Below are 6,596 nucleotides of genomic sequence, written 5' to 3'. Positions count from 1 at the left end.
CTCCGAGCGGCGGACTGCAACTCGTCGGAGCTCGTTGCTGCTCTCCGCTGGCGGCGAACTGCTTAAATCAAGAGCGAATAGTGCGATTCCGAAAGGAATCGCCGTTCTCGGCGAGGGCGACGCATTAGCGGTACGAGGAGGGCGCGCCAAGGACGAATGTCGCCGAATGGGAGGTGGTGAATGGGGCGTTGCAGTTGCGACTCGCAGAGTCGCGCGGTTCGCCGCCACCCCACGCGGCGTACTGCAACTCGTCGGGGCTCGTTGCATTCACCGTTGGCGGCGAACTTATTGTAGGTTAAATAGGCTGTTGCAGTTGCGGCTCGCAGAGTCGCGCGGGCCGGACGCGTCCCTCGGGAGAGACGCACAGCGTCTTTTACTAGCCGCCTTGCCCGGGTGTCCGACCCGCCAACGTCAAACAAAAGTAGGGTAGAGGCGGCCAATAAAACACCCTGTGGGTGCCTGTTTATTCCGAGAGGTAACGCAACTGAAAACCGGTGGCGCGAAAGTAGGTGTGAGTGGGGTCGAGGGCGCCGGAGGTGGAAAACAAAAACAGAACGTTCGTTCCGTTGACGGTGGAGGATAAAGTGGAACCTTCGTGGCTGACGCTCATCAGAATGCCTGAAAGCGGATTGCGGTAGCCCGAGCCCGCACCGTTTATTCCGAGAGGCAACGCAACTGAACACCGAGGGAACGGTGATCTGCGTAGCAAGGATTAAGGGTAGTCGTAGTAAAACGTAAAAACGGACTGCTAAATTTATCGGTTGTGGCCGAGGACCAACTGAAGCCGTTACCGCCAACGAGGTTTAATGCTCCGCTTGTATTCGGGCCGCGGTAGCCCGGGGCGGGGCTCCGTTTATTCCGAGAGGCAACGCAACTGAAAACCGTAGGTGCGGCTGACAGCATAACCGGTAATGAGGAACTGCACACGGAATTCCAGGAGCATGCCATCGATGCCGCTGGCCGCAGAAGCCCAGCTGTATCCATTGTCACTGTTACCGCCCAACAAACCCGAAGCCCGCTGACGGCAGCCCGGGGCGGAGAGATGAAACCGAATACGGACATAAAGTGGAAATAAATACGCATCATATTCAGACGGATCATGGAAAACAAATTGCAAGAACTCACCGAAAAACTCTATAACGAGGGACTTTCGAAAGGGCGGGCCGAGGCGGAAGCGGTGCGCGAACAGGCCAAACGGGAGGCCGAACGTGTGCTGGCCGAGGCGCAGGAAAAGGCGAAGGAGATTGTCGCGGCGGCGGAGAAGGCGGCCAAACAGTTGGCGGCCAATGCCGAAAACGAGGTGAGGATGGCGGCCGGACAGCTCAAAAGCGCACTCAGGCAGCAGATCGAGGGGATGGTGCAGATGGAGGTCGTGACGCCGAAGGTGGCGGAGGCGTGGAGGGATGGCTCTTTTATCAAGGAGCTCGCGGTGCAGGCGGTGGCGCGGATGGATCCCGCACAGGGACTCGGGGTCGTGCTGCCGGAGGCACAGGGGGGAGAGCTCGTCGAGGCGGTCAGGAGTGCGCTGGCCGAACGTTTCGGGGCGGAAAACGGGATAGAGGTCTGGACGGATGCACGCGTGAAGGTGCCCTTCCGGATCGCTGTCAGGGAGGGGGGATATTATATCGGGTTCTCGGATGCCGATTTCGACGCGTTGTTCCGTTCGTACCTGCGGCCGAAGGTGGCGGGGCTGTTGTTCGGGGATGAGGCGGCGGAGAAGAAGTAGTTTTTGTCTTTTAGGATCAGCGAATTATGCAGTATTACTATCTGGTGGCGGGCCTGACGGAGTATCCGTTCGATATAGAGGCGGCTGCGGCGGGGGGGCTCAAAATCGATGTGCCGGAGATCAAACGGACGATCCTCGGGGAGTTGGCGCCGGCGGATCGGAGGGCCGTGGAGCTCTTGTACACGTACTACGATATTCTGAATATCGTGGGGTATGTCAAGCGGACGGGGCTGCCGTTCAATGTGCTGGGGAATCTCTCGCACAAGGAGGTGGCGCTGCTGGTGGATCGCACGGTCGAGGGGGAGGGTGAAGGCACGCTGCTGCCGGAGGAGTTGGCGGCGAGGGAGGAGGAGCTGGCTGTTCCGGCGGCGATCAGGGCGGTGGTGGAACGCTTCCGGGGAGGGCAGGCCGAGGAGGGGGCGGGAGAGTTGGCGCCGCTGAGTGTCGAGGACTTGGAACGGGAGCTGTTCCTGAATTTCTACCGGGTCTGCGAGGGGACGGCGGAGGGGAGCGGATGGTTCGGGCTCGTGGCGCGGTTGCCGGAGTTCTTGCGGCGGTGGGCGGAGTATGACCGGACGGTGCGGAATATCGTGGCGGCTTACAAGGCGAGGCAGCTGGGGTGGCCGGCGGAGGTCAGGGCGAGGATGATCGTGGAGGAGCGGCAGGAGCTCAGAGAGGCGTATGTCAGCGGGCTGGCGCAGGATTTCGGGATGAGGGATCGTTTCCCGTACACGGAGGAGGTGTTGCAAGTCTTGGAGACGGAGGATTTCGTGGAACGGGAGCGGAGGATGGATGCGCTGCGGGTGAGGATGGCGGACGACTTGGCGGAGCAGGACTATTTCGGGGTGGGGAGGGTGATGGATTACCTGATCCGGTTGAATATTCTCTATCGCTGGACGGCGTTGGAGGCGGGACGGGGACGGGAGGAGTTTCGAGAACTGGTGGCGGGGCTCACGGAGGCGGAGGCGATCGGAAGGGCCACGGCGAGGCGGTGAGGGGCGGAGGAGCGGATTGAAAATGTAAAAATGAATAGAACCATACTATGAAAACTACGGGTGAAGTGATCGGCATTATTGCCAATCTGGTCACGGTGAAAACGTCGGGGCCGGTGTCACAGAACGAAATCTGCTACATCTTGATGGACGGAGGGGTCAGACTCATGGCCGAGGTCATCAAGGTGATCGGAGACCGGGCTTATGTGCAGGTGTTCGAGAGCACCAGGGGCTTAAGGGGGGGGACGCGCGTCGAGTTCGAGGGGCATATGCTCGAGGCGACGCTCGGGCCGGGGATTCTGACCCGCATCTACGACGGTTTGCAGAACGACCTGAAGGCGATGGAGGGGGTGTTCCTCAAGCGGGGGGAGTACAATGCGCCGCTGGATTTCGAGTCGAGATGGGACTTTACGCCGCTGGTCGCTGCTGAAAATCAGGAGGTCAGGGCGGGCGACTGGCTGGGGTGGGTGCCGGAGGGGTGGTTGCAGCACAAGATCATGGTGCCGTTCAAGATGGAGGGGGTGTATCGGCTGAAGTGGATTGCGACGGCGGGGAATTACAAGATTACGGACGTGATCGCCACGGTGGTGGATGCGGACGGGGTGGAGCACGGGTTGTCGATGATGCAGCGGTGGCCGGTGAAGGTGCCGATCACGGCGTTCAGGGACAAACCGAGGCCGTTCAGGACGATGGAGACGGGCTTCCGGGCGATCGATACGTTCAACCCGATTGCCGAAGGGGGGACGGGGTTTATTCCCGGGCCGTTCGGGGCGGGGAAGACGGTGTTGCAGCACGGGATTTCGAAGCAGGCCAATGCGGATGTCATCATTATCGCGGCGTGCGGGGAGCGGGCCAATGAGGTGGTGGAGACGTTCGTCGAGTTCCCGGAGCTGGACGACCCGAGGACGGGCAGGAAGCTGATGGAGCGGACGACGATTATCGCGAATACGTCCAATATGCCGGTGTCGGCGAGGGAGGCGTCGGTCTATACGGCGATGACGCTGGGGGAATACTACCGGGCGATGGGGCTGAAGGTTTTGCTTTTGGCGGACTCGACGTCGCGCTGGGCGCAGGCGCTCCGCGAGATGTCGAACCGGTTGGAGGAGTTGCCGGGGCAGGATGCCTTTCCGGTGGACTTGTCGGCGATCATTTCGAACTTCTACGCGCGGGCGGGCTTCGTCTACCTGAATAACGGGGAGACGGGGTCGGTGACTTTCATCGGGACGGTGTCGCCGGCGGGGGGGAACCTCAAGGAGCCGGTGACGGAGTCTACGAAGAAGGCGGCGAGGTGTTTCTATGCGCTGTCGCAGGCGCGGGCGGACTCGAAGCGCTATCCGGCGATCGACCCGCTGGAAAGCTATTCGAAGTACCTGGAGTATCCGGAAATCATCGGCTATCTGGACGAAAACTACGGGGGGGATTGGGTGACGAAGGTGCTGGCGTCCAAGGCGATGGTGCAGCGGGGAAAGGAGGCGTTCGAACAGATCAACATTCTGGGGGACGACGGGGTGCCGGTGGAGTATCACGACAGGTATTGGAAGTCGGAGCTGCTGGACTTCATCATTCTGCAACAGGACTCGTTCGATGCGACGGACGCGAACTGTCCGATGGAGCGGCAGGTCTATATGTTCGATCTGGTGATGGACATTTGCGGCCGGACGTTCCAATTCGCGGATTTCGAGGAGTGTGTGGCGTACTACAAACGGCTGATCAACGAGCTGCGGCAGATGAACTTCTCGACGTTCGAGGGGGAAGATTTCCGCAGGCATTACGAAGCGGTGCAGGATATCCTCAAGGAGCAACAGCAATAGCGCGGGATTGATTATGGTGGACGAAACACAGATCGAGACGATGACCATTCGGCTGTTCGACGAGTGCGAGGGAGGGGACGGGACCGAGGAGACGCGGGTGCACTTGGCGAATCAGCGGGAGTTTCCGCCGATTCACATCGTCAGCGGTCGGATGAAAGGCTTTCCGGCCATCCGGCTGATGGCTACGGCAGGGGTGGCGCTCCGGCCCAATCGGGTGGAGATGAAAGACGGATCGGTCCGGGAGGTGCCGGTGGAACTCGTGCTGGCGATCCGCGACGAACGGATCGATACGCTGGCGCATCTGGCTTATGCCTGTGCGTTGGACGGGGGGACGGTCAGGCCGGGGATCGTATTTAAAAATACGGTCGAACTGCCGGGATCGGAGCTCAAACATTGTTTCCTTGCGGAACCGTTCATGTGGGACGACGGGGCGGTCTTTTCCAGAGGATACACCCTCGAGGGCGGGACGGAACGGATACTGTGGCTGCAGGCCGTGCCGATTACGGATCGGGAGTTGGAATACATCGTGGAACGGGGCGTCGACGACTTCTGCGAGGCGATGGAACGGGAGGATCCGGACCTGACGGATCCGGAACGGACATCGTTCCTTTGATACATTCGGGATTGAGAATTAAAAACACAGATCATATGGAGACACAAGGGTTTCAGAAGATATACACGCAGCTGACGGCGATTACGAAAGCGACGGTGACGCTCCGCGCGGAGGGGGCGGCGAACGATGAACTGGCGATGGTGGGGGAGCGTTTGGCGCAGGTGGTGAAGGTGGCGGGGGATGCGGTGACGTTGCAGGTGTTTGCGGGGACGGAGGGGATTCCGACCGATGCGGAGGTGGTGTTCCTGCACCATCCGCCGATGCTCAAGGTGAGCGACCAGCTGGCGGGGCGTTTCTTCAATGCTTACGGCGATCCGCTGGACGGGGCGCCGATCGAGGGAGAGGAACGCGAAATCGGCGGGCCGACGGTCAATCCGTACCGCCGGAAGCAGCCGAGCGAGCTGATTGCCACGGGGATTGCGGGGATCGACCTCAATAACACGCTGGTGTCGGGGCAGAAGATTCCGTTCTTTGCGGATCCGAACCAGCCGTACAACCAGGTGATGGCGATGGTGGCCCTCAGGGCGCAGGTGGACAAGATTATTCTCGGAGGGATGGGGTTGACGAATGACGACTACTTGTATTATAAGACGGTGTTCGATAATGCGGGGGTGTTGGATCGGATCGTCTCGTTCGTGAATACGACGGACAATCCGCCGGTGGAACGGCTGCTGGTGCCGGATATGGCGCTCACGGCGGCGGAGTACTTTGCGGTGGACAAGGGGGAGAAGGTCTTGGTGTTGCTGACGGACATGACGCTCTATGCGGATGCGCTGGCGATTGTCTCGAACCGTATGGATCAGATTCCGTCGAAGGACTCTATGCCGGGGTCGTTGTATTCGGACTTGGCCAAAATCTATGAAAAAGCGGTGCAGTTGCCGAACGGGGGGTCGATTACGATTCTGGCGGTGACGACGCTCAACGACGGGGATATCACGCATGCGATTCCGGACAACACGGGGTATATCACGGAGGGGCAGCTGTTCCTGCGCAATGATGCGGAGATCGGCAAGGTGATCGTCGACCCGTTCCGGTCGTTGTCGCGTTTGAAGCAGCTGGTGATCGGCAAGAAGACGCGCGAGGATCACCCGCAGGTGATGAATGCGGCGGTGCGTTTGTACTCGGATGCGGCGAATGCGCGGACGAAGCTGGAGAATGGGTTCGATTTGTCGGATTACGACAAACGGACGCTGGACTTTGCGCGGGAGTACTCGGAAGAATTACTTGCCATCGATATCAATATCGACATCACGCAGATGCTGGATACGGCGTGGCGCTTGTTCGCGAAGTATTTCTCGCCGAGCGAGGTGGCGATCAAGGAGGCCATACTGAAGAAGTATTGGCCGACGACGCAGACGGCGTAGTTTCGATTTATCGTTCTTTTGTTCAAAGAGAGGTTGGTGCGGGTAGACACGGCCAGCGCATCCCGCAGGGATGCGCTCTGAAGTCTTTTT

The 6,596-nt window shown here is 59.9% G+C and carries 6 protein-coding genes; 5 read left to right on the top strand and 1 reads right to left on the bottom strand.

What is annotated here, in order from left to right:
- Positions 1-463 precede the first annotated feature (463 nt).
- Positions 464-670: a hypothetical protein gene (locus QZ302_RS07995; RefSeq protein WP_294594291.1), complete on the bottom strand. Its 207-nt coding sequence runs from the start codon at positions 668-670 to the stop codon at positions 464-466.
- A 429-nt stretch (positions 671-1,099) separates the two neighbouring features.
- On the opposite strand from QZ302_RS07995, the gene QZ302_RS07990 reads away from it, so the two are divergent.
- The 5 genes from QZ302_RS07990 to QZ302_RS07970 are packed head-to-tail and all read left to right on the top strand — an operon-like array spanning position 1,100 to position 6,506.
- The gene (locus tag QZ302_RS07990) at positions 1,100-1,726 is read left to right on the top strand and encodes a hypothetical protein (RefSeq protein WP_294594290.1); all 627 of its coding nucleotides are present in this window, start codon (positions 1,100-1,102) and stop codon (positions 1,724-1,726) included.
- Between the two features lie 26 nt (positions 1,727-1,752).
- Entirely contained in the window at positions 1,753-2,721 is a 969-nt protein-coding gene (locus QZ302_RS07985) for a DUF2764 family protein (RefSeq protein WP_294594289.1), read from the top strand.
- A gap of 47 nt (positions 2,722-2,768) precedes the next feature.
- Positions 2,769-4,529, top strand: coding sequence for a V-type ATP synthase subunit A (locus tag QZ302_RS07980; RefSeq protein ID WP_294594288.1), 1,761 nt, complete (start codon positions 2,769-2,771; stop codon positions 4,527-4,529).
- Between the two features lie 13 nt (positions 4,530-4,542).
- Positions 4,543-5,142, top strand: coding sequence for a suppressor of fused domain protein (locus tag QZ302_RS07975; protein WP_294594287.1), 600 nt, complete (start codon positions 4,543-4,545; stop codon positions 5,140-5,142).
- 35 nt (positions 5,143-5,177) lie between these two features.
- Positions 5,178-6,506 (top strand): V-type ATP synthase subunit B, encoded by a 1,329-nt coding sequence (locus QZ302_RS07970; protein ID WP_294594286.1) that lies wholly within the window; start codon positions 5,178-5,180, stop codon positions 6,504-6,506.
- Positions 6,507-6,596 lie beyond the last annotated feature (90 nt).

The organism is uncultured Rikenella sp., assembly GCF_910579375.1.
Classification (GTDB): Bacteria; Bacteroidota; Bacteroidia; order Bacteroidales; family Rikenellaceae; genus Rikenella.
Note: the sequence above shows the minus strand (reverse complement) of the source record. Positions and strands in the feature narration are given on the sequence as shown.